Below are 22038 nucleotides of genomic sequence, written 5' to 3' on the forward strand. Positions count from 1 at the left end.
GCTGTGAAAAACTGAACGACTTTGAAAAATTACTGCCTTGGAATGTTGAACTTGAGGTGGTACCAGAGCCGACAGTTCAAAACTAGATGTGGTTTGTTGATCGCTTACATTCCACTTACGCAATACATATCCTGCTACGGCAGCCCTTACTTGAACATTGAGAACCCCATTTGCCATGGCGTATTCAGCTTCGATTGTTTCTGGGTGCTTAAGCCGTGGGTGTGGAACAATGTGCATTTCTACAATTCGGTTCCACTGGATGTCTGCATCCTTTAATTCTTCTTCACAAACGTCGCTTTGTGGTAATTCGTAGGGATTTTCAATTCGATTAATTACGAAATCAGAGAAGCGATTTTTAGCTCGATCATATCCTCTAACATGCCAGCGCAAGCCATTATCGACCAATGCGAAAGGGACGATATCTCTTTCAGATAGGCCACTAGAAAGTGATCGGTAGACAATGCGAAGGGCTTGCTTGTTGTGAATAGCTCGAGTGATATGTGCCAAATTTTGTATGTGTGGAAAGTTTAATTGTGTCGGCGCTTCGCTGGTAACGATGGACTTCTGAGTGCCAACAAAATCGTCACCAAAGCCATGCAGTAATGCAGCGAGGGTTTGGCTGCCAGAGTATTCAAATAGTGGCGTAAAGCCTTCGCGCTGAATATAGGTTTTGGCCTTAGTGTCGTATTCGATGTTTTTAGAAGCGAGATCTTTATATAAGGATAGGTCTCGTGAGGCGGCCGCTTCTTTTATACCAAAGCGCGAAACAAGATCATTGCGATTAACCGTACCTAAAAAGTAAAGTTTGAAGTCGATATGAAATAACCGTTCTCTTTGCGCCTGGCTTGTTGTAGCAAGCTGCTCTAGAACTGATTTATCGTGAGACATTAAGTAGCCTCCAAATCAGGAATGCCTGTTTGCTTCTCATGCTGTGAATAGTGCGTTTTCACTTTCGCTACTCTCTGCTTTTAACCTGTAAGGGCCGCTCTATAAATGCCACACCTTAATGCTGCGGGCTGAATATGGCTTGATACTACTATTAATGGTTACGTAGTGTTAAATGATATTCAGTGTGTGTCAATATGATAACCACAGTTAAATTGATATTGTTTGCTTATTCCCTTCAGCTCAACCAATTCACCCAACAAACCTTTTGATTAGTCCGATAATAAGCTACTGATTTTAAAGGGTTCTCTGTTCTCTGGTCATGGACTTGGGCTGTTCGAGATGGGGAGAGGTGCAGAGAGTTTTCGGCAATTCAGAGAATATTCGCCTTGGATAGTCTGAGATTAAGAATGGTGCGAAGTCCGTAAACCCTTGCCACATAAGGCCTGTAGCGCGGGGTGTAGGCAATAAAAAAGGCCAACCGAGAACGGTTGACCTTCGTTATTTGGTGGAGATGGTGGGAGTCGAACCCACGTCCGCGAGCACTCTGCTCTCGGTACTACATGCTTAGTCACTTCTATTTAATTAACCCGTACCGGCCCGAAGGACAGGGTGGCTGGGGCGAGCTTATTTAAATTGTCGGCCTAGACACATAAACATTGCTTTCGGCGTATTCTATGAAAGATGACACCAGTCGATGAAGCATAGACACTTAAAACATCGGTGGTGCTAGCGGGCTTAAGCCGCTAGAGCGTAGTTGTCTTCGTTTGCAACTATAAAAACGGTAAACGTTTATTTACGAGATCGTATACCCCTCTCGACATGCACCTTAAGTTTCGTCGCCAACGTCGAAGCCATGTCATCCCCGTTGGTAGTTCTATTATATGGCCGAAAAATATTAATCCAACTAAAAAATAGAATTATTTATCCTGACTTCAAAACACGGTGTTTTTGTTTGTTCCAGTCGCGCTCTTTTTCGGCCGCACGTTTGTCGTGTTGCTTCTTGCCCGTCACAGTGGCAATTTCGGCTTTAACCTTGTTGGCTTTCCAATATAGCGCCAGGCAAACACAGGTGTGGCCTTCGTTCGCGGTATGGCGATGAAGTTTCGCAATTTCACGTTTGTTGAGCAGCAGCTTACGTTCTCTTCGCGGTTCAGCAATGACGTGTGTACAGGCTTGGATCAGTGGTGTCATGTGCGCACCTACTAACCAAACTTCGCCATTTTTAATAATGACGTAAGAGTCGACCAGCTGTACTTTGCCTGCGCGTATGCTTTTTACTTCCCATCCGAGAAGTGAAACACCCGCTTCAAATTTGTCATCGATGCTGTAATCGTGACGCGCTTTTTTGTTCAACGCGATTGTTGATGAGCCATTAGTCGGCTTTTTTTTCTTTTGTTTTCCCATAGCCCGCAATTATAGGGGGATTTTAATTTTTTTCCTATGGTTACAATCCGTTATTTGGGTTTATTCTTTAGTGTGGTTAGAATAGCTGCAAATTTTTTGGGGAAAGTGGGTTTTGAGATTAACTTCAGGCCCAAACGAGACGACATAATAAGTTCCTTTGGAGAGAACATGGCGAACAATAATCAGTCAGTGCATGGTATCTGGCGAAATCGTTGGATCTTTATCTTAGCTGCTACTGGCTCCGCAGTTGGTTTAGGTAATATTTGGAAGTTTCCGTACATCACGGGTGAGCACGGCGGTGGCGCTTTTGTGTTGATGTATTTGGCGTGTATTGCCTTGGTGGGCATTCCTGTCATGGTTGCCGAGGTTGCCATGGGGCGTCGTGGTCGTCAAAGCCCTATCAATACTATGATTTCTTTGATCTCTGAGGCGAAAGCAGGGCCGGCCTGGAAAGCGATTGGTTGGATGGGCGCCCTGGCAGGTTTCTTAATCCTGTCGTTTTATTCTGTAATTGCTGGCTGGGCGTTGTCGTATGTGTTGAAGCTAGCAGCGGGGACCTTTGTGGGTGCTGACCAAGCATTAGCCGGAGATCAGTTCAGCGATATGTTGGGTGATCCTAGCGGGTTAATGATGTGGCACACCATCTTCATGGTGTTGACGGCGGGCGTCATCATGCGCGGTGTAAACAAAGGTATTGAGTCTGCGATTCAGGTGCTGATGCCGCTGTTGTTTGTTTTGCTATTAGTATTGATTGGTTATGCAGCGAAAAACGGCAACTTTGCAGAAGCCGTTCATTTCATGTTTGATGCCGATTTCTCTAAACTTTCTGCTGAATCTGTTTTGGTTGCTTTGGGCCACGCTTTCTTTACTCTGAGTTTGGGGATGGGGGCTATCATGGCGTATGGCGCATACATGCCGCGTCAGGCCTCAATTGGTACCACAGTGTTTGCGATTGCAGGTCTTGATACGCTCGTAGCGTTATTGGCTGGCTTGGCTATTTTCCCGATTGTATTTGCAAATGGCCTTGAGCCTTCGGCGGGCCCTGGGCTGCTGTTCGTGTCACTGCCGTTGGCGTTTGGCAACATGGCAGGTGGTCAGTTCTTTGGCGCGTTATTCTTTATTTTGGTTACGTTTGCTGCATGGAGTTCTGCAATTTCTTTGATTGAGCCAGCCACTGCATGGGCGGTTGAACGTTTCAAAACGTCTCGAGTTAAAGCTACGATTGGTATTGCTTTTATTATCTGGTTCTTAGGAATCGGTACCGTTTTCTCGTTTAATGATTGGTCTGATTACGTATTTTTTGCGAAGACTCCAGATGGTATTGAATTATTTGCAGTTATGAGTGAGTTAAAAGCAATGTATCCTACGGCTGTTGATACTTTAAAAGGGTTAACTTTCTTTGATTTATTGGACTTTATTACTGCAAACATCATGTTGCCTTTGGGCGGTTTGTTGATTGCGTTATTCGTTGGTTTTGGTATGAAGTACCACCATGTTTACAATGAGATGCAAGTAAAAACACCGTTGTTCTTCAATATCTGGTACGTGGTTTTGCGTTTCATTACGCCAATCGCTATCGGCATTGTTTTCATTCAAGGGTTGTTGCCTGAGTGTTCTTTTGATTCAGAATTATTAGATGCTGATTCAGGTGTATGCAGTAACGCGCCGTATCTACAGCCTCGATTGATTGGTGGTGTTATCATTGCCATCGTGTATGTAGGTATTATTGTTAAGTCTTTGAAAAAGCCTGCCCGAGGGTTGGCTGAGTAGTAAATTACATGGCAGTTGTTGAAAGAAGCGCACTGGTGTTGCACAGTGCGCGCGAGATGTTTGATCTTGTGAATGATGTAAACAGTTACCCATCGTTTCTACCTTGGTGTGACGGTGTAGAGGTTCATTCCCAAACGGATGAAGAGGTCGTTGCAACCCTGAACATCAACAAGGCGGGGGTGAAGCAAAAATTCACTACCCGTAATCAGCTGATTGATGGTCACCGGATTGAGATGAGCTTGGTGGATGGGCCTTTTACCAGTTTGTCCGGTGCGTGGGGCTTCAAGGCATTAAATGAAACAGCGTGTAAGGTTTGTTTGGATCTTCATTTTGAAATGTCGGGTTCGTTAAAAAACCTGGCGGTAGGAAAAGTGTTTCAACAAGTTGCAAATGCCATGGTGGATGCGTTTGTAAAGCAAGCAGGAGAGGTTTATGGCCGCTGAAAAAATTCAAGTGGAAGTTGCTTATGCAACGCCCGAGTCTCAGGTAATCCTACCCGTGTTGGTGGAAGCGGGGTCTAGTTTGTTTGATGCTGTCGTCCATTCAGGCATTGTTCAACAGTTTCCTGAAATTGACCCTGAAGTCATTCCTATGGGGGTTTTTGGGAAGTCTGTTCGTAAACCCAAAGAGCAGGAAGTGCTGGAGGGTGAGCGTATTGAGTTGTATCGACCGTTGAAAATTGACCCTAAAGCAGCGAGAGCCAACCGTGCGGCGAAGGCGAAAGCCAAGAAGGCACTGGATTGATTTTGTTGGTTGCGGCAATAAAAAAGGAGCCTTAGAAGCTCCTTTTTTATTTTGGGACTAAAATGCTTGTTGGGTAATGTCTTTCTTTTCGTAGTGAGTCATTAACCCGTCCTTGAAAAAGACTCTCACAGAATAGGCTACTCTATCACCATAGCCTGGCTTTTCGCTGTGATAGTAATCCCACTGGTTTGGGTGGAACGGGTCTTTTAGTACGGGAGTACCCAGAACGTATTGAACTTGTTTTTGGGTCATTCCTGGTTTTAAGAGTTCAAGGGATTCATCTTCAATGATGTTGCCTTGCTGAACGGTGATCTTATAAACATTGAGCGAAGAGCAACCTGGTAGTAAACTGATTGTCATCGACAAAATGGGAATTAGTAGTAAAATCTTTCTCATTTTAATTTATACAGTAGCTTCAAAAAAGTTTAGGCTACCGATATTAACGATAGAACTCCGAGATTACAAAGATTATGGCATCTGAAAATAGTGAATTAAGAAAAGTTGGGCTGAAGGTTACTCTGCCAAGAGTAAAAATTCTTCAGATATTAGAAGGATCTGATAGCCGACACATGAGCGCTGAAGACGTCTACAAGTCTTTGATCGAGGCGGGGGAAGATGTTGGACTGGCTACGGTCTACCGTGTGTTAACCCAGTTTGAGACCGCAGGGTTGGTGGTTCGTCATAACTTTGATGGCGGTCATGCTGTTTTTGAGTTGGCGAAAGGAGAGCACCACGACCATATGGTGAACCTGGAGTCGGGTGAAGTTGTTGAGTTTTTTAATGAAGAGATTGAAAAGCTGCAGCATGAAATTGCCGAAAAGCACGGATTTGAATTAGTGGATCACAGCTTAGTGTTATACGTTCGAAAAAAATAAGTATGTGATGAATGAAAAAGGCCGTTGCAGGAAACTGTAACGGCCTTTTTTCGTTTGTAGGTGAAGGTGATTTGGCGGCAGTGGCGTTAAACAAGCATTTCTTCGGCCAGTTGCAAAGTTGCTTTTGTAAGTTGTTGGCCACCCATCATTCGCGCAATCTCTTTAATTCTGCCCTCTTTATTGAGTGGAATCATTTGAGTCTTGGTTGTGTTATTGGTGAGCGTTTTGGCTGCCTTTAAGTGGTTGTCGCCTTGTGCTGCAACTTGAGGTTGGTGGGTAACTGAAATCACTTGACCTGTTTTGCCTATGGTTTTGAGTAGGTCGCCAACAATTTCTGCGGTTGCACCACCGATGCCGACGTCCACTTCATCAAAAATTAACGTGGGTATTTGGCTTCTGGACGCATTCACTACCTGAATCGCGAGGCTGATTCTTGAAAGTTCACCGCCGGATGCAATTTTTGTGAGTGGTTGAAATGGCTGTCCGGGGTTTGAGCTGACTTGGAATTCAATCTGATCGAGCCCAAGTTGGCTGGCTTTAAGGTCGTTCAGTTTCTCGATGTGGGTGTTGAATTTACAGTGGCCCATCCCTAATCGCGTAAGTTGCTTCATGATCAGTTTGTTCAGTTCCTGTGCGGTTTTTGCGCGCAAATCACTGACGGTATTTGCCAGCAAGAAGTAGTTTTCTTTGTCTTTATCTTCTTGGTTTTGAAGGGTTTCTAAGGATAGGTTGGAATCGCTTAATGCCTCAAGGTCTTTTATGACTTGTTGGTGAATGGCTGGGATTTCTTCGGGCTGGATTCTGTGTTTTCTGGCCAGGTCGTGAATGTCCGTGAGACGTTGATCCAGGTTGTGCAGATGCTCAGGGTTCACTTCCAGGGACTCGTGGTAGTGCTGTATTTCACTGGCGGCTTCTTCGATGTTGATCAGGGCTTGGTTATAAAGCTCCTGAGCTGAAGTGAGTGTCTCGTGCTGATCATTGATGTTGTCCGTCATGCTGCCAATCTGTCGGAGAAGATCGCGAGCACTGGTTGAGGCCGGCCCGCTTTCGCTGTTGGTAAGCTCCAGTACCTGGTAACTTTGGCGTTTTAGTTCTTCTGCTTGTGACAGTCTGTGATGTTCTTGTTCGATTTCTGCCAGTTCGCCTTCTTTGAGCGAGAGCTCGTCTAGCTCTTCCAACTGATAAGTAAGCAACTGCTTACGATCATTGATTTCTTCTTGTTGGCTGGCCAGTTGTTCGAGTTGTTGCTTACTGAGCTGCCATTTTTTATAACTGGCTTTCAGTTTTTCTATTTTATTGCCGTAAGTTCCGAAGCTGTCCAACATGTGAATATGGTTTTGGGGTTGCATCAATGATTGATGCGCATGTTGGCTGTGGATTTCAAGCAGTTGTTCGCCAAGGATTTTTAATTTGCTGATGGGGCAAGGGCGTCCGTTGATGTAGCCCCGTGAGCGACCCTCTTTGGTAATGACGCGTCGGATCAGGCAAAGGCCTTCTTCGTCATCCAGGTCTTCCTGGTGAAGCCAGTGCTGTACTTTGGGGAGTGTTTGAATGTCAAAACTGGCGGAAATTTCAGCTTTGTCGGAGCCATGTTTTACAACGCCTGCGTCGGCTCTGTCACCTGATGCCATGCAAAGTGCATCCAACATGATGGACTTGCCTGCGCCGGTTTCACCGGTGATGACAGTTAATCCGTTATTGATCTGAAGCTCTATGTGGTCTGCGATGGCAAAGTTATGTACAGATAATTGTTGAAGCATGGGAATGTTCCGCTGTTTAAAAATACATGTGTTTATTTATACAGTAAAAATTCAAGAGCGCAAGTATCAGAAAGGAATTGTTTTGGTGTTTTTCCCTTGAATTTTATTTTTCAGACCTTATATAGCGTTTAATTCAATTTTTAACTTATAAATCGTACGGATTAACGTTTGGAGTTTTGTGTATGTCTCAAGTAGATCAGCCAGAAGATCAGTTGAAAGCAAATGAAATTGTTGAGCAGGAAGCTGCAGAGCAAGAGGTTGTTGACCAAGTTGAAGAAACACTTGAAGAGGCGGTTGAAGCGGTAGAGATAGATGTGGCTTCTTTGCAGACTGAACTTGAAAAAGTAAAGGCCGATTTGGCTGATACTAAGGATGCAAGTCTTCGGGTTCAGGCCGAAATGCAGAACGTTCGCCGTCGTGCCGAGCAGGATGTAGAAAAGGCGCATAAGTTTGCGTTGGAAAAGATGGCTAAAGAGCTATTGGATGTGGCTGATAATCTTGATCGGGCGCTTGAAGCTTCGGTTGCAGAAAAAGATTCAGAGACGGTTAAGCCTTTGTATGATGGCGTGGCTATGACCCGTGATGGTCTTGCTAGCTTGATGGCTAAATTCAAAATAGAAGCGGTAAACCCGATGGGTGAGTCGTTTGATCCTCAGTTGCATCAGGCCATGTCAATGATTGAGCAGCCTGATGTTGCACCTAATACTGTGATTGCAGTGATGCAGAAAGGCTATACCTTGAGCGGTCGCTTGATTCGACCTGCGATGGTTGTTGTGGCGAAAGGTGGTCAGCAAAAAGTTGACGCTGAAGTTTAAGCGAAAAATTGTGCTTTATGGCTTGTTTTTTTTATTTTGAGGGGTTGAAACCCTAAAAACCGGCCTTATTAACAGTAGCAAGCAAAGAATTAAGACCTAAAGAAAGGTCATTGAATAGAATTTACGGAGTGTGAATTATGGGTAAAATTATCGGTATTGACTTGGGTACAACCAACTCATGTGTGGCTGTTCTGGATGGCGATGCACCTAAAGTTCTTGAAAATGCGGAAGGCGGTCGTACAACGCCTTCAATCATCGCTTATACAGACGATGGTGAGATTTTGGTGGGTCAGGCAGCAAAGCGTCAGGCAGTGACTAACCCAGATAATACTCTATACGGTGTTAAGCGTTTGATTGGTCGCAAGTTCGACGAGAAGGCGCTTCAGGAATCACTAAAGCACTTCGCGTTTAAAGTTGAAAAGGCGGACAACGGTGACGCTTGGGTAAACATTAAGGGCGAAAAGAAAGCGCCACCTCAGATTTCTGCAGAAGTTCTTAAGAAAATGAAGAAGACTGCAGAGGACTTCCTGGGTGAGCCAGTAACGGAAGCCGTGATTACTGTTCCTGCATACTTTAATGACTCTCAGCGCCAGGCGACTAAAGATGCGGGTCGTATCGCAGGTCTGGAAGTTAAGCGAATTATTAACGAGCCGACTGCTGCAGCGCTTGCATATGGCATGGATAAGAAACGTGGCGATTCGGTCATTGCCGTATATGACTTGGGTGGTGGTACTTTTGATATTTCCATCATTGAAATCGCTGAAGTGGATGGTGAGCACCAGTTTGAAGTACTTGCGACCAACGGTAATACTGCATTGGGTGGTGAAGACTTCGATGAGCGTTTGATTGAATATCTTGCTGAAGAGTTCAAGAAAGACAGTGGTATTGATCTTCATAACGATCCGTTGGCTGTTCAGCGTCTTAAAGAAGCGGCTGAGAAGGCGAAAGTTGAGCTTTCAAGTGCACAAGAAACAGACGTGAACCTGCCGTACATCACTGCGGATGCAACGGGCCCTAAGCATTTGGTTGTAAAAGTAACTCGTGCGAAGCTTGAGTCTTTGGTTGAAGACCTTGTAAAAGAGTCGATTGAGCCGGTTCGTACAGCTCTGAAAGATGCTGGCCTGAAAACATCTGAAGTGGATGATGTGATCTTGGTTGGTGGTCAGACTCGTATGCCGATGGTTCAGAAGGCTGTGACAGACTTCTTTGGTAAAGAGCCTCGTAAAGACGTTAACCCAGACGAAGCTGTTGCTGTGGGTGCATCTATTCAGGGTGGTGTTCTTGCCGGTGATGTGAAAGATGTATTGCTTTTGGATGTTACGCCGTTGACGTTGGGTATCGAGACAATGGGTGGTCAGGCAACTCCGCTGATCTCTAAAAATACCACGATCCCTACTCGTAAGTCTGAGGTTTTCTCAACAGCAGAAGATAATCAGTCGGCAGTAACGATTCACGTGCTTCAAGGTGAGCGTCCGCAGGCTTCTTTGAATAAGTCTTTGGGTCGCTTTGACTTGTCGGATATTCCGCCAGCGCAGCGTGGAACACCTCAGATTGAAGTGACATTCGATATCGATGCAAACGGTATTTTGAATGTTTCTGCGAAAGATAAGGCAACAGGCAAAGAGCAATCTATCGTAATTAAAGCGTCTTCAGGTCTTTCTGATGAAGAAGTGGATGCAATGGTTAAAGATGCAGAGGCGAACGCAGAAGAAGATCGCCTGTTCCAGGAGAAAGTTCAGACGCGTAACACCGCTGACGGTTTAGTACACGCTTCGCGTAAGATGCTTGAAGAGTCAGGTGATAAGGCTACTGAAGAAGAAAAGACTGCAATTGAAACAGCCATTTCTGACTTGGAAGAGGCAATTAAGAATCAAGAGTCAACGAAAGAAGATCTTGAAGCTAAAATTGAAGCACTTTCCAAAGCTTCTCAGGGTTTGACTGAGAAGATGTATGCTGAACAGGCAGGTGCAGCGGAAGGTCAGCCGCAAGCTGAAGAAGCTTCAGCAGCAGGCGAAGACGTTGTTGACGCTGAGTTTGAAGAAGTGAAAGACGACAAGAAGTAATTCTTAGTTGACTTGTAGCCTGCCATGACTCCTGAATTCAGGTAGGTTGTGGCGGGCTTACTTCGTTATATGCAGGTCGATTTGTTGGCCTGATAGGGTTTATTCGAAACTTGTTAACTGGATTGCAGCAGAATTATGTCTAAGAGAGATTATTATGAGGTTCTGGGGGTTGCAAAAGACACCTCGGAGCGTGATCTAAAAAAAGCGTATCGCCGTATGGCAATGAAGTATCATCCGGATAAAAACCCTGATGATGCAGAAGCTGAGTCCAAATTTAAAGAAGTTAGCGAGGCGTACGAAGTTTTATCGGATGCAGATAAGCGTCAGGCTTATGATCGCTTTGGTCATGCTGGTGTGGATCAGCGTCAGGGTGGAGGTTTTGGCGGTGGCGCCAATAACTTCAGTGACATCTTTGGTGATGTATTTGGTGATATCTTTGGCGGTGCTCAGGGTGGCGGTGGCAGAACCCGAGCCAGACGAGGGGCTGACCTAAGGTATCCGTTGGATCTTGATCTGGAAGAAGCGGTTCGAGGTGTAACCAAAGAAATCAAAATACGTGCTCAGGTCAACTGTAATACGTGTGATGGTTCCGGCGCTAAGAAAGGTACGACGCCGGATACTTGTGGTACCTGTAAAGGTGCTGGTCAGGTTCGTATGTCTCAGGGATTTTTCTCTGTTCAGCAGACGTGTCCTGTGTGTCATGGTGCAGGACAGGTTGTTAAAGACCCGTGTGGCGATTGTCACGGCCAGGGTGTGACCCAAGAAGTTAAGACATTGTCCGTGAAGATTCCGGCGGGAGTGGATACAGGAGATCGTATTCGTTTGGCTGGTGAAGGTGAAGCAGGTGGCAATGGTGGTCCGGCGGGAGACTTGTACGTACAGGTTGAAGTTCGTGAGCATGCTATTTTCCAGCGAGATGGCCGTAATTTATATTGTGATGTGCCAATCAGTTTTGCTGATGCTTCTTTGGGTGGTGAGCTTGAGGTTCCAACCCTTGATGGGCGTGTTAAGCTGAAGATTCCTGCGGAAACTCAGACGGGTAAATTATTCCGTTTACGTGGCAAGGGTGTCAGTTCGGTGCGTGGTGGCGGCCCTGGTGATTTAATGTGTCGTGTAGTGGTTGAGACGCCGGTGAATCTGTCTAAACGCCAAAAAGAGTTGTTGGAAGAATTTCAGCAGACACTGGAAGACAGTGAAAGTAAGAATCAGTCGCCTCAGAAAACCACTTGGTTTGAAGGGGTTAAGAACTTCTTTGAAGACATGAAGTTTTAATGTCTGATTTTTTACTCATTATCAGCGCTGTGAAATGGGCTTGTCTGTTTTAGGTTGTTGATGGTGGGTTTATTCTGAATCTCTTATTTTTGAGTTTCGGAATTTCAAAGAAAGCGCTAAATCATCTTGGTTTAGCGCTTTTTTTATGAAATCATGCGCGGATTGCCTTGTTGGTTGGTGCTGAGCTAAGGTTGGTTTGGGTTTGGCGTGAATGATTGTTTTTGAATAAATTGTTTTTGAATTAATTGTTGGGGAGCAGCTAGTGGTTAAAGTAGGTATTGTTGGTGCAAATGGCCGGATGGGAAAAACCTTAATAGAGGCTGTTGTGGCGGCAGAGGGCGCTGAATTGGCTGCTGCGGTTGTTCATCCTGAAAGTTCATTGGTTGGTGCGGACGCAGGTGAAATTGCAGGTGTTGGCCGCTTGGGGGTTTCGACGGTAGATGCTTTGTCGAAAGCGATTGAGCAGATTGATGTGTTGGTCGATTTTACCAGTATTGAAATGACGCTGGATAACATTGCGCAGTGTCGCGAGGCTGGTAAATCCATTGTCATTGGTACTACCGGGTTTGATGTAGCTCAGAAAGCTCAGCTAAGTGCCGCCGCGTTAGATATTCCGGTTGTGTTTGCGCCGAACATGAGTGTTGGTGTAAATCTGTGTTTGAAGTTGTTGGAAATGACGGCGCGCGTTGTAGGCGATGATTCGGATATTGAAATTATCGAAGCGCATCACCGTCATAAGGTGGATGCACCTTCAGGCACAGCGGTTCGCATGGGGGAAGTGGTTGCTGAAACCTTGGGTCGCGACCTGAGCAAGTGTGCTGTGTATGGTCGTCAGGGGCAGGAAGGTCCACGTAAGAAGGATACCATTGGGTTTGAAACCATTCGTGCCGGGGATGTTGTGGGAGATCATACGGTATTGTTTGCGGCTGATGGGGAGAGAATTGAAATTACCCATAAGGCGAGCAGTCGTATGACTTTTGCTAAAGGTGCTGTCAGGGCTGCGACTTGGTTATCTGGTAAGTCTGCGGGCTTGTACGATATGCAGGATGTGCTTGAATTGAAAGACGTTTAATAATTTATGCAGTGGTGCTTTTATCTTTTATGTTTAAAAAAGATAAAAATCCAGATGACAGTTGGGTGATAATTTCGTAAAATGCGCCAAATTTTGGGCAGGTGAAATTGATAAACTGTCGTTTGTGATGGATTACCGGGTAATAATTATGGAAAAGCGGGATAGAGCTAAATCGATTTAATCGAAGTTGCTCATCTCGCTTTTTTGCGATTTGCGGAAAGGTCACTTGCCTAAGAGAAAATTTTCTACCGCCTGGGGTTCTCCAGGTCTATGCGTAGCAGCACATATGCGGGGAGGTTGCATTGAGTAAACCAGCAATACTGGCTCTAGAAGACGGCAGTATTTTTAAAGGGATCTCTATAGGGGCTGACGGTCAGTCAGCGGGTGAGGTTGTTTTTAATACTTCAATGACTGGCTATCAAGAAATCTTGACGGATCCTTCTTACGCTCGTCAAATCGTAACTTTGACGTACCCTCACATCGGGAACGTAGGTGTAAACACTGAAGATGAAGAAGCAACAGAGATTCATTCGGCTGGTTTGGTTATCCGCGATCTGCCTTTGATTGCAAGTAACTGGCGTTCAGAGAAAACGTTGGATCAATACCTTCGTGATCGCAACATCGTTGGTATCGCTGAAATTGATACACGTCGCTTGACTCGTTTACTTCGTGAAAAAGGCGCGCTTGCCGGTTGTATCATCGCGGGTGATGAAGTGACTGAAGAAACAGCACTCGAAGCAGCGAAAGCTTTCCCAGGGTTGAAGGGAATGGATTTAGCGAAAGAGGTCACTGTTGCTGAGTCTTATGGTTGGGTCGATGGTGAGTGGGAGTTGGGTTCTGGTTATAAAACAATGTCAGAAGCAGAGCTACCGTACCATGTGGTTGCTTACGATTTCGGAGTAAAGCGAAATATCCTTCGTATGCTGGCGGCTCGCGGTTGTAAATTGACTGTTGTTCCTGCCAAGACACCCGCAGGTGATGTGTTGGCGATGAACCCGGATGGTATCTTCTTATCCAATGGTCCTGGTGATCCGGAGCCGTGCGATTACGCCATCACAGCGATTAAAGAAATTCTTGAAACTGATATTCCTGTATTTGGTATTTGTTTGGGGCATCAGTTGTTGTCTTTGGCCAGTGGCGCGAAAACAGCCAAAATGAAGTTTGGTCATCACGGTGGTAACCATCCGGTTCAGGATCTTGAAACCAAGCAGGTTATGATTACCAGTCAGAACCACGGCTTTGCTGTGGATGAAGCGAGCTTGCCTTCCAATATGGAGGCAACCCATAAGTCGCTTTTTGATGGCTCATTGCAGGGCGTTCGTCGCACTGATAAGCCAGCATTCAGCTTCCAGGGACACCCTGAAGCTAGCCCGGGGCCGCATGATATTGCTCCGTTGTTTGATCGCTTTATAGATTTGATCAAGGCAGCTAAATAAAACCGGAATGAGATAGGTGCCTGTTTCCGGTTCAGGCACGCATGCGAGATCCTTTTCTTGGATTAAAGGCTTAATAGGCAGACATCAGCTCTATTAAGCAAGAACGAATTTTACACTTACGGTTTCGAGCAATGCCAAAACGTACAGACATACAATCAGTTCTGATTCTAGGTGCAGGCCCAATTATTATTGGTCAGGCATGTGAGTTTGATTATTCAGGGGCGCAAGCGTGTAAAGCTCTGCGTGAAGAAGGTTATCGGGTTATTTTGGTTAACTCGAACCCAGCCACGATCATGACCGATCCAACGATGGCCGATGCAACATACATCGAGCCGATTCACTGGACGACCGTAGAAAAAATTATTGAAAAAGAGCGCCCGGATGTATTGCTTCCTACGATGGGTGGTCAGACCGCTTTGAACTGTGCGCTGGATCTTGAGCGTGAAGGTGTGCTTGAGAAGTACGGCGTTGAAATGATTGGTGCAAACGCTGATACAATTGATAAAGCGGAAGATCGTGATCGTTTCGATCAGGCAATGAAAAAGATTGGCCTGAAAACGCCGGAAGCGGCCATTGCTCATAGCATGGAAGAGGCTTATCAGGTTCTTGATCAGATTGGCTTTCCTGCGATTATTCGTCCTTCATTCACGATGGGTGGTACCGGCGGTGGTATTGCTTATAACCGTGAAGAGTTCCAAGAGATTTGTGAGCGTGGTTTAGATCTATCTCCTACGTCTGAGTTGCTGATCGATAAGTCCCTTATCGGTTGGAAAGAGTACGAGATGGAAGTGGTTCGTGATAAGAACGACAACTGCATCATCGTTTGTTCTATTGAAAACTTTGATGCGATGGGTGTTCACACTGGTGACTCGATCACGGTGGCGCCTGCGCAAACATTGACTGACAAAGAACTGCAGATCATGCGTGATGCTTCTTTGGCTGTATTGCGTGAGATCGGTGTGGAAACGGGTGGCTCAAACGTTCAGTTTGGTCTGTGCCCTGAGACCGGGGAAATGGTTGTTATCGAGATGAACCCTCGTGTGTCTCGTTCTTCTGCGCTGGCATCAAAAGCAACGGGCTTCCCGATTGCTAAGATCGCTGCAAAATTGGCGGTAGGCTATACCCTTGATGAGCTGCAAAATGATATTACCGGTGGTGCAACACCTGCGTCATTTGAGCCTTCAATTGATTACGTTGTTACTAAAATCCCTCGTTTCACCTTTGAGAAGTTCCCGCAGGCGAATGATCGTCTGACAACACAGATGAAGTCTGTTGGTGAAGTGATGGCGATTGGTCGTACGTTCCAGGAATCAATGCAGAAAGCATTGCGTGGCCTGGAAGTGGGATCATGTGGTTTTGACGAGATCCTGGACTTCTCTCAGGAAGATGCGAAAGACACGTTAATTCATGAATTGAAGTCGCCTGGTGCTGAGCGTGCTTGGTACGTGGGTGATGCTTTCCGTTCTGGTATGACCGTAGACGAAGTCTACAAGTTGTCTGGTATCGACCCTTGGTATTTGGTTCAAATTGAACAAATTATTCAGATTGAAGAAGAATTGAAGTCTTCAGCGTTGTCTGATCTGACCTCGGATAAAATGTATCAGCTGAAGCGCAAAGGTTTTTCAGATACCCGGTTAGCTCAATTGCTGGCTGTTTCTGAAAAATCATTGCGTAAGCATCGTCAGGCGCTGGGTATTCGCCCGGTTTATAAGCGTGTTGATACTTGTGCGGCGGAATTCTCGTCAGATACGGCTTATATGTATTCCACTTACGAAGAAGAGTGTGAAGCTCAGCCATCTGAGAAAGACAAGATTATGGTGTTGGGCGGTGGTCCTAACCGAATTGGTCAAGGTATTGAGTTTGATTACTGCTGTGTTCATGCTGCGCTTGCGATGCGTGATGACGGTTACGAAACCATTATGGTGAACTGTAACCCGGAAACAGTATCAACGGATTATGACACTTCAGATCGATTGTTCTTTGAGCCGGTTACACTGGAAGACGTGCTTGAAATTGTAGATCTTGAAAAACCAAAAGGCGTGATTGTTCAGTTTGGTGGCCAGACGCCGCTTAAATTGGCCCGTGAACTGGAAGCTGCAGGCGTGCCTATCATTGGTACTAGCCCTGAGGCAATTGACCGAGCGGAAGATCGTGAGCGTTTCCAGCAAATGGTACAGCGTCTTGATATCAAACAGCCGCCTAATACTACGGTTCGCTCTTCTGAAGAAGCGGTCAAAGCTGCGGATGCAATTGGTTATCCTTTGGTTGTTCGCCCATCTTATGTATTGGGTGGCCGTGCCATGGAGATCGTATACAGCGAAACTGAATTGAATCGTTATATGCGTGAAGCAGTGAGTGTGTCTAATGAGTCTCCTGTTTTGCTGGATCACTTTCTGAATTGTGCGATTGAAGTTGATATTGATGCGGTATCGGACGGCAAAGAAGTTGTGATTGGTGCCATCATGCAGCACATTGAACAGGCTGGGGTTCACTCTGGTGACTCTGCGTGTTCCTTGCCTCCATACTCGCTTCCTGCAGATGTGCAGAATGATATGCGTGATATGGTTAAGCGCATGGCGCTTGAGTTGGGTGTTGTTGGCTTGATGAATGTTCAGCTTGCGTATCAGGACGGTGAAATTTATGTGATTGAGGTGAATCCTCGTGCTTCACGTACCGTGCCGTTCGTATCTAAGTGTATTGGTCGCTCTCTGGCTCAGGTTGCTGCGCGCTGTATGGCGGGTGTTTCTCTGGCTGATCAGAACTTTACGAATGAAATTGTGCCTCCTTTCTACAGTGTGAAAGAAGCGATTTTCCCATTCAATAAGTTCCAGGGGGTAGATCCGATTTTAGGCCCTGAGATGAAGTCTACTGGTGAAGTGATGGGGGTTGGTAATACCTTCGGTGAAGCTTTCAGTAAGGCAGTAAAAGCCGGTGGTGAAGTACTTCCTACTTCGGGTCGGGCCTTTGTCAGTGTTCGTGATGCAGATAAATCAGGTGTGGTTGAGTTAGCGGAAGGTCTGATTAAACAAGGTTTTGATCTTTGTGCTACAGGTGGCACTTGTGATGTAATCGAACAGGCTGGTTTGACCATCGAGCGCGTAAATAAAGTAAAAGAAGGTCGTCCACATATCGTTGATATGATCAAAAATGATGAGATCGTATTGATTGTAAATACTACTGAAGGGCGTAAGTCTATTGAAGATTCGGCCATGATTCGTCGTAGTGCGTTGCAACATAAGGTGTATTGCACAACTACGTTGGCAGGTGCATTTGCTGCGTTGCATGCACTTGAAAGTGGTGAAGAAAAGACAGTGCGTCGTTTGCAAGAGTTGCACGAAGGAATTAACGCATGAATAAAGTACCAATGACGGTGGCGGGTGAGCAGAACCTGCGTGATGAATTAACCCAGCTGAAAACGGAAGATCGCCCGCGTGTTATCGCGGCGATCGCCGATGCTCGTGAACATGGCGACTTGAAAGAGAACGCTGAATACCATGCAGCGCGAGAGCAGCAGGGGTTTATTGAGGGTCGAATTCAAGAAATTGAAGGTAAGCTTTCAGATGCACAGGTAATTGATGTTACAAAACTTCCAAATAACGGTAAGGTTATTTTTGGTTCTACGGTTGATTTGATCAATCTTGAAACGGATGAGGAAGTTACTTATCAGATTGTTGGTGAGGATGAGGCTGATATCAAGCAGGGCAAGGTGTCCGTAACTTCTCCTATCTCAAGAGCATTGGTGGGTAAAGAGGAAGAGGATATTGTCGTGGTTGCAACACCGAATGGTGGTGTTGAGTATGAGATTTCTAAGGTGAGCTACGTCTGATGACGGCTCAGGAAGTTCAGCAAAAACCACAGGTAGGTGCTGGGTCTCGTTTGGTTTTAACCTTCTGGCTGGGTGCGCTTTGGTCAGTGGGGTATCTTGCTATCCCTTATATAGCAAAAACCTTTCCTGATCCGGCTGTCTGGCAGCCGTTGGCATTGGGTTTGAAGTTTCTCACCATTAATGTAGGTATTTTTTGTGGTTTGATTGTGCTTGTTGCCCGAATCATGGAACTGCAAAATGAGAGTCGGCCAATTGTAGAGGCGCAGACGACGATAGTTTCTTTGATGTTGATGCTTTCTGGTGTTTACAGTTTTCGGAATTATGAGGCTGTGAAGATAGTGGCTGAGCAGGACCTGCTGTACGGAATGATTTCTTTATTGGGGATTATTTTTGTTGCAAATCGAAGGGGCTGAGCTGAGGTCACGCATTGCGTGACCTTTTTATTGATCGCTATTTAGATGATCAACGCATTAAATTGGAGAGTTGTTCGTTACGTTCTTTGGCGATTCGTAAAATAAGAGCAATTTTTCCGATGGTTTGAACCAGCTCGGCGCGAGTTGAGTTGCACAGCTCTTTAATCAGTTCTGCTCTTGCGTCCCTGTCTCCTACATTAAACTTAACCTTGATTAGCTCATGGTCATCAAGCGCTCTTTCCGTTTCTTTGATAAGACCTTCAGAAATTCCATTATCAGAAACTATGATGACAGGGTTAAGGTTATGACCAATGCTGCGGTATTCCTTCTTCTTAGCGTTGGTTAGTTTGGCGTTTTTATTTGCCATTGGTCGTTTTACTCCGATTATTTAAACTGGCGTGGATTGTACAGCATTAACTTGAATTCTCTAAATAATAGCAGAGGTTTTTTGTGGCTTGTTCTTCGCGAGGGTCTTCTGGTTAGCAAGGTCTTCTGATTAGCAAGGTATCCAGCTGGGTTGAGTGAAAAGACGTGTCCAAAAACGGGCTTTGATCAGAAATTAGAGATTAACACCTTGAGATTCAATAAAAAGGCCTCATATTTAAAGTTGATGCTTTCAGGGAACTCTCGGAAGGGTTGTGTATGGGCTCTTGATGCTTTGGGAAACTAAAAAATTACAAAAAATCTCTGGTCGGAATAGAACGGTTTGAGATTGTTTGTTGTCGGAGTCATACTGTAAGATAGTGAAAAGTAGTTCATTGGCGTGTGCCAAGCATTTATTGCCATATAATTTAAGAGGGTTGTTCCTTGAACGACGTAATGAAGAATTTAATTTTGTGGGCCATTATTGCTACCGTAGTTGTGATGGTGTTGAATAAATTTGATCCATCTCCAACTGCAACCGAGTACAGTTACTCGCAATTTGTTGAGCAGGTTAAAACAGGCCAGGTGTCTGAAGTTTCAGTTGAAGGGCCAGTGATCAATGGTAAATTGTCAGATGGAACATCGTTTGAGACGGTGCGTCCTGATCTTCCGGATTTAGAACTTATTAACGATTTGTTGGCAAACAATGTTTCAGTGGAAGGTACACGTCCGGAGCAGCAGAGCATTTGGACTCAGTTATTAGTCGCCAGCTTCCCTATTCTTGTCATTATTGTTGTGTTTATGTTCTTTATGCGCCAGATGCAAGGTGGCGGTGGTGGGGGCAAAGGCCCGATGTCGTTTGGTAAGAGTAAGGCAAGATTGCTGAGTGAAGATCAAATTAAGACGAACTTTACTGACGTTGCCGGAGTTGATGAGGCGAAAGAAGACGTTCAGGAGTTGGTTGATTTCCTGAGAGATCCTGGAAAGTTTCAGCGCCTGGGCGGTAAGATTCCGCGTGGCGTGTTGATGGTTGGCCCTCCGGGAACGGGTAAAACGCTTTTGGCGAAAGCTGTGGCGGGTGAAGCTAAGGTTCCTTTCTTTACTATTTCTGGTTCTGACTTTGTTGAAATGTTTGTGGGTGTGGGTGCATCCCGTGTTCGTGATATGTTCGATCAGGCCAAGAAACAAGCTCCGTGTATTATTTTTATTGATGAGATTGATGCGGTTGGTCGTCATCGTGGCGCTGGTGTTGGTGGTGGTCACGATGAGCGTGAACAAACTTTGAACCAGCTGTTGGTTGAAATGGATGGTTTTGAAGCGAACGATGGCATTATTGTTATTGCTGCCACGAACCGCCCTGACGTACTAGACCCGGCCTTGCTGCGCCCTGGTCGATTTGACCGGCAGGTAGTGGTAGGTTTGCCTGACATTCGTGGTCGTGAGCAAATTTTGAATGTGCATGTACGCAAAGTACCTGTCTCTGACGATGTGAATACGTCTGTAATTGCCAGAGGCACACCGGGTTTCTCTGGCGCGGATTTGGCAAACTTGTGTAACGAGGCTGCGTTGTTTGCTGCGCGTGCAAATAAGCGCTTGGTTACCATGGCAGAATTTGAACTGGCTAAAGACAAGATTATGATGGGCGCCGAGCGTAAAACCATGGTCATGTCTGAGAAAGAAAAACTGAATACGGCTTATCATGAGGCTGGTCACGCTATCGTTGGACGTTTGGTGCCAGAGCATGACCCTGTTTATAAGGTGAGTATTATTCCTCGTGGTCGTGCATTGGGTGTCACTATGTTCCTGCCAGAGGAAGATAGATACAGCCAAAGTAAGCGAGCCATTGAAAGTTCGATTAGTAGTTTGTTTGGTGGTCGTATCGCTGAAGAACTAACACTTGGTTTTGAAGGTGTCACAACGGGTGCATCTAATGATATTCAAAGAGCAACCAGCATTGCTCGTAGCATGGTGACCAAGTGGGGCTTGTCTGAAAAGATGGGGCCATTGATGTATGACGAAGATGATGGTGAAGTATTTCTGGGTCGTTCATCTGGCGGAAGCAGTAAGGCGATGTCTGGTGTGACGGCTAAACTGATTGATGAAGAAGTCAGGCGTATCGCTGATGAGTGTTATGAGCGTGCCCGGACTATTCTTGTGGATAATCGTGATAAATTGGACATGATGGCCGATGCTTTGATGAAGTATGAAACCATCGATGCGAAACAAATTGATGACATTATGAATGGCGAAGAACCAAAAGATCCTGAAGGTTGGGATGATGGGGCCTCGGGTTCAGCTTCGGGTTCCGGTTCTTCGGAAGATAAACCGGATTCTTCGGAAGAGACTAAGAATGTCGACATGAAGGACTCAAGCGTGGGTGGTCCGGCAAGTCAAAGCTAATTGAGTATGTGTTTTGTGGGTGTTAGTAAGGCTGAAGGAATAAGTTCAGCGTTGCTAGCACCTTTTCTGTTTTTGTAACATAAGAATTTTTTCATGCAGTTTGGTTCAATACAGCTCGATCTGGATCGGGTTCATGTGATGGGTGTTCTGAATGTAACACCGGACTCCTTTTCTGATGGCGGTCGTTTTGCGACGTTGGATAATGCTTTGATGCAGGCTGAATCCATGTTTCAGTCCGGCGCTACTTTTATTGATGTGGGTGGTGAGTCCACTCGACCTGGTGCGAAAGAAGTATCTCTTCAGGAAGAGATGGACAGGGTTTTACCTGTGGTTGAGGCGCTTTCAGAAACTCAGGAAGTTGTTATTTCAGTGGATAGTAGTTCACCTCAGCTGTTACATGAAGCCTCAAAGATTGGTATGGGGCTGATTAATGATGTCAGGGCGTTACAACGAGAGGGCGCACTTGAGGTTGCATCGGAAACACAGTTGCCTATATGTTTGATGCATATGCAGGGCAGCCCTCAGTGTATGCAGGAAAATCCAAATTACAAAAATGCGATTGATGATATATCGACTTTTTTTGAGGAACGGATACAGGCTTGTATTGGGGCTGGAATCTCAAAAGATAAGTTGATCTTAGATCCCGGGTTTGGGTTTGGTAAGACTTTGACACATAATTTGATGTTGCTTAAACAGCTGACAGTGTTTGAGAGGTTTGACTTGCCTTTGTTGGTCGGACTCTCCAGAAAATCGATGCTTGGTCAAATAACGGGCAAAGAGGTGGCGGAACGGCTAGCGGCAAGTTTGTCATCTTCCGTCATTGCTGCGATGAATGGTGCTCGTATCATTCGAGTGCACGATGTTGAAGAAACAGTGGATGCTTTAAAGGTAGTGCAGGCAATGCTGGATGTGTAATAAGATTTCCAGGTAGTGGTTG

General features: G+C 45.5%; 19 protein-coding genes and 1 other RNA gene. 14 read left to right on the forward strand and 6 right to left on the reverse strand.

All coding sequences use genetic code 11. The annotated features are described in order from the left end of the window. The 3 genes from ABD744_RS15180 to smpB form a co-directional block, all read right to left on the reverse strand. On the reverse strand, positions 1-888 hold an 888-nt coding region (locus tag ABD744_RS15180; RefSeq protein WP_344799382.1), incomplete at its 3' end, for a WYL domain-containing protein. Between the two features lie 503 nt (positions 889-1391). After that, positions 1392-1752, reverse strand: a transfer-messenger RNA (tmRNA) gene (gene ssrA / locus ABD744_RS15185). Between the two features lie 57 nt (positions 1753-1809). Further along, a complete protein-coding gene (gene smpB / locus ABD744_RS15190) occupies positions 1810-2292 on the reverse strand; it encodes an SsrA-binding protein SmpB (RefSeq protein ID WP_344799383.1) in 483 nt (160 codons plus the stop codon). A 168-nt stretch (positions 2293-2460) separates the two neighbouring features. Between smpB and ABD744_RS15195 the strand changes: the two genes are divergently transcribed. From ABD744_RS15195 to ABD744_RS15205, 3 genes are read left to right on the forward strand one after another with little or no spacing between them, the layout of a single operon-like run. Further along, positions 2461-4062, forward strand: coding sequence for a sodium-dependent transporter (locus ABD744_RS15195; RefSeq protein WP_344799384.1), 1602 nt, complete (start codon positions 2461-2463; stop codon positions 4060-4062). 8 nt (positions 4063-4070) lie between these two features. After that, positions 4071-4505, forward strand: coding sequence for a type II toxin-antitoxin system RatA family toxin (locus ABD744_RS15200; RefSeq protein ID WP_344799385.1), 435 nt, complete (start codon positions 4071-4073; stop codon positions 4503-4505). Continuing rightward, a complete protein-coding gene (locus ABD744_RS15205; protein WP_344799386.1) occupies positions 4495-4806 on the forward strand; it encodes an RnfH family protein in 312 nt (103 codons plus the stop codon). Before ABD744_RS15200 ends, ABD744_RS15205 begins: the two co-directional genes overlap by 11 nt. A gap of 57 nt (positions 4807-4863) precedes the next feature. Here ABD744_RS15205 and ABD744_RS15210 read toward each other — a convergent pair whose 3' ends face one another. After that, a complete protein-coding gene (locus ABD744_RS15210) occupies positions 4864-5202 on the reverse strand; it encodes an outer membrane protein assembly factor BamE (protein WP_344799387.1) in 339 nt (112 codons plus the stop codon). A 74-nt stretch (positions 5203-5276) separates the two neighbouring features. Between ABD744_RS15210 and fur the strand changes: the two genes are divergently transcribed. Continuing rightward, entirely contained in the window at positions 5277-5681 is a 405-nt protein-coding gene (fur, locus tag ABD744_RS15215; RefSeq protein ID WP_344799388.1) for a ferric iron uptake transcriptional regulator, read from the forward strand. An 86-nt stretch (positions 5682-5767) separates the two neighbouring features. On the opposite strand, the gene recN is transcribed toward fur, so the two are convergent. After that, positions 5768-7441 carry a DNA repair protein RecN gene (recN, locus tag ABD744_RS15220; RefSeq protein ID WP_344799389.1) on the reverse strand — a complete coding sequence of 558 codons (1674 nt, stop codon included), beginning with the start codon at positions 7439-7441 and terminating at the stop codon, positions 5768-5770. A 182-nt stretch (positions 7442-7623) separates the two neighbouring features. Here recN and grpE point away from each other — a divergent pair, with 182 nt between their 5' ends. The 8 genes from grpE to ABD744_RS15260 all read left to right on the forward strand — a co-directional run bounded on the left by grpE (position 7624) and on the right by ABD744_RS15260 (position 18338). After that, positions 7624-8256 (forward strand): nucleotide exchange factor GrpE, encoded by a 633-nt coding sequence (grpE, locus tag ABD744_RS15225; RefSeq protein ID WP_344799390.1) that lies wholly within the window; start codon positions 7624-7626, stop codon positions 8254-8256. Positions 8257-8393: 137 nt separating this feature from the next. Next, on the forward strand, positions 8394-10319 hold the full coding sequence (gene dnaK, locus ABD744_RS15230; RefSeq protein ID WP_344799391.1) for a molecular chaperone DnaK: 1926 nt from the start codon (positions 8394-8396) through the stop codon (positions 10317-10319). Positions 10320-10454: 135 nt separating this feature from the next. Next, a complete protein-coding gene (gene dnaJ, locus ABD744_RS15235; protein WP_344799392.1) occupies positions 10455-11591 on the forward strand; it encodes a molecular chaperone DnaJ in 1137 nt (378 codons plus the stop codon). A 262-nt stretch (positions 11592-11853) separates the two neighbouring features. Next, positions 11854-12663, forward strand: coding sequence for a 4-hydroxy-tetrahydrodipicolinate reductase (gene dapB / locus ABD744_RS15240; protein WP_344799393.1), 810 nt, complete (start codon positions 11854-11856; stop codon positions 12661-12663). Between the two features lie 302 nt (positions 12664-12965). Beyond that, on the forward strand, positions 12966-14099 hold the full coding sequence (gene carA, locus ABD744_RS15245) for a glutamine-hydrolyzing carbamoyl-phosphate synthase small subunit (RefSeq protein ID WP_344799394.1): 1134 nt from the start codon (positions 12966-12968) through the stop codon (positions 14097-14099). A 131-nt stretch (positions 14100-14230) separates the two neighbouring features. Continuing rightward, on the forward strand, positions 14231-17452 hold the full coding sequence (gene carB / locus ABD744_RS15250) for a carbamoyl-phosphate synthase large subunit (protein ID WP_344799395.1): 3222 nt from the start codon (positions 14231-14233) through the stop codon (positions 17450-17452). Continuing rightward, complete coding sequence (gene greA / locus ABD744_RS15255) at positions 17449-17925, forward strand: transcription elongation factor GreA (protein ID WP_344799396.1); 477 nt, start codon at positions 17449-17451, stop codon at positions 17923-17925. The genes carB and greA overlap by 4 nt, the downstream gene beginning before the upstream one ends. Continuing rightward, positions 17925-18338 carry a hypothetical protein gene (locus ABD744_RS15260; RefSeq protein WP_344799397.1) on the forward strand — a complete coding sequence of 138 codons (414 nt, stop codon included), beginning with the start codon at positions 17925-17927 and terminating at the stop codon, positions 18336-18338. The genes greA and ABD744_RS15260 overlap by 1 nt, the downstream gene beginning before the upstream one ends. A 49-nt stretch (positions 18339-18387) precedes the next feature. On the opposite strand, the gene ABD744_RS15265 is transcribed toward ABD744_RS15260, so the two are convergent. Further along, positions 18388-18705 carry a YhbY family RNA-binding protein gene (locus ABD744_RS15265; RefSeq protein ID WP_344799398.1) on the reverse strand — a complete coding sequence of 106 codons (318 nt, stop codon included), beginning with the start codon at positions 18703-18705 and terminating at the stop codon, positions 18388-18390. A gap of 452 nt (positions 18706-19157) precedes the next feature. On the opposite strand from ABD744_RS15265, the gene ftsH reads away from it, so the two are divergent. Beyond that, on the forward strand, positions 19158-21101 hold the full coding sequence (gene ftsH / locus ABD744_RS15270; RefSeq protein WP_425562174.1) for an ATP-dependent zinc metalloprotease FtsH: 1944 nt from the start codon (positions 19158-19160) through the stop codon (positions 21099-21101). A gap of 93 nt (positions 21102-21194) precedes the next feature. Beyond that, the gene (folP, locus tag ABD744_RS15275; RefSeq protein ID WP_344799401.1) at positions 21195-22016 is read left to right on the forward strand and encodes a dihydropteroate synthase; all 822 of its coding nucleotides are present in this window, start codon (positions 21195-21197) and stop codon (positions 22014-22016) included. Positions 22017-22038 lie beyond the last annotated feature (22 nt).

This window comes from Litoribacillus peritrichatus (assembly GCF_039537985.1).
In the GTDB taxonomy this organism is placed as follows: Bacteria; Pseudomonadota; Gammaproteobacteria; order Pseudomonadales; family Litoribrevibacteraceae; genus Litoribacillus; species Litoribacillus peritrichatus.